This window comes from Chryseobacterium sp. VD8 (assembly GCF_037149975.1).
GTDB classification, from domain to species: domain Bacteria; phylum Bacteroidota; class Bacteroidia; order Flavobacteriales; family Weeksellaceae; genus Chryseobacterium; species Chryseobacterium indicum.
Map to the genome: position 1 here is coordinate 1 of NZ_JBBCQL010000431.1, position 1,127 is coordinate 1,127.

Sequence of the window (1,127 nt, forward strand, 5' to 3'; positions counted from 1 at the left end):
TATGCCTGTTTTCTCGCAAGATTCAAGGTTTCTTTCTGTTCTTTGAAACTGATGAGTTTATTTTTAGAAATTCTGACAGCCAGATCCACCGATTTCTGTTTCTGATCTATTAACAGATCTGCCTCTTTCACCAAAGATTCAGAGGCCTGATTTCTGGATCTTCTTTCAGGATCAAAAAGAGTCCACTGAACTTCTACGCCCACCAACCACGGCGGCGTGATTAAAGGAAGATCATTTCTGAAAAACTGGTAATTTCCGATGGCAAAAATATTAGGCTTAGACAGAGATCTTGTGATATCGTTGGTGGTTTGTGCCTCTTTTTTCTTACTCTGTAATAATTTCAGATCTGTATTTTTATCTGAGGAACCAAAACTGGTGACTTCAATATTTTCATTTAATTCTTCATTAATTTCCAAAGATTCATCAAGAGAAATTCCCATCAGATCTTTTAAAGTCAGTAACGTGTTTTCCTTTTCAAGCCGTAAATTTTTAAGAGTAGTTTCACCCTGAATTTTGGCAATATCTGACCAGTTTTTAAGATAAGGCGGGATGATCTCTGCTTTCAGAAGATTTTGTGCATACTTTTCATTGCTTTCCAGAGCTTCTGCCATTTTCTCCTGTTTTCTGATCATGGAATTAAGATACATGATCTGAATATAGTTCAGCGAAATATTGTAAGAATTAAGATTTTGAATAGATTCCAGATTGGCTTTCCCGCTTTCCACCTGCTGTTTCGAAAGTTCTCTCGAAGCATTCAGTTTTCCTCCGAGATAAATGGGCTGTCTTACAAGTATTCCGGCAAGAAAATAACTCTGTTTGGCAATAGCCGGATTGTAATTGGGATACACTGCGCTGATGATATCTTTTGAAGTCTGATAAATAACATTCTGAACCTGCTGCGGAAGCGGATTTCCTGTAATCTGCTGATAAGCTGCATTGGCAGAATAGGCACTCTGACTGGCTGAACCTTCCACAATTCCGTCTTTTACCTGCTGAAGATTTACTCTGATGGGTTCTCCGATATAGTTATATCCGCCAAGAAAATCGACTTTGGGAAGAATATTGTTTTTGCTCGACTGTGCTATTTTCTGCCTTGTTTCCAAAGACTGTTCTGCCAGTTTTACAGC

The 1,127-nt window shown here is 38.3% G+C and carries 1 protein-coding gene; it reads right to left on the bottom strand.

The window, feature by feature from the left end; genetic code table 11:
- Window positions 1-1,127, bottom strand: a 1,127-nt coding sequence (locus tag WFK35_RS22860; RefSeq protein WP_336734945.1) for a TolC family protein, incomplete at both ends; no start/stop codon positions are given.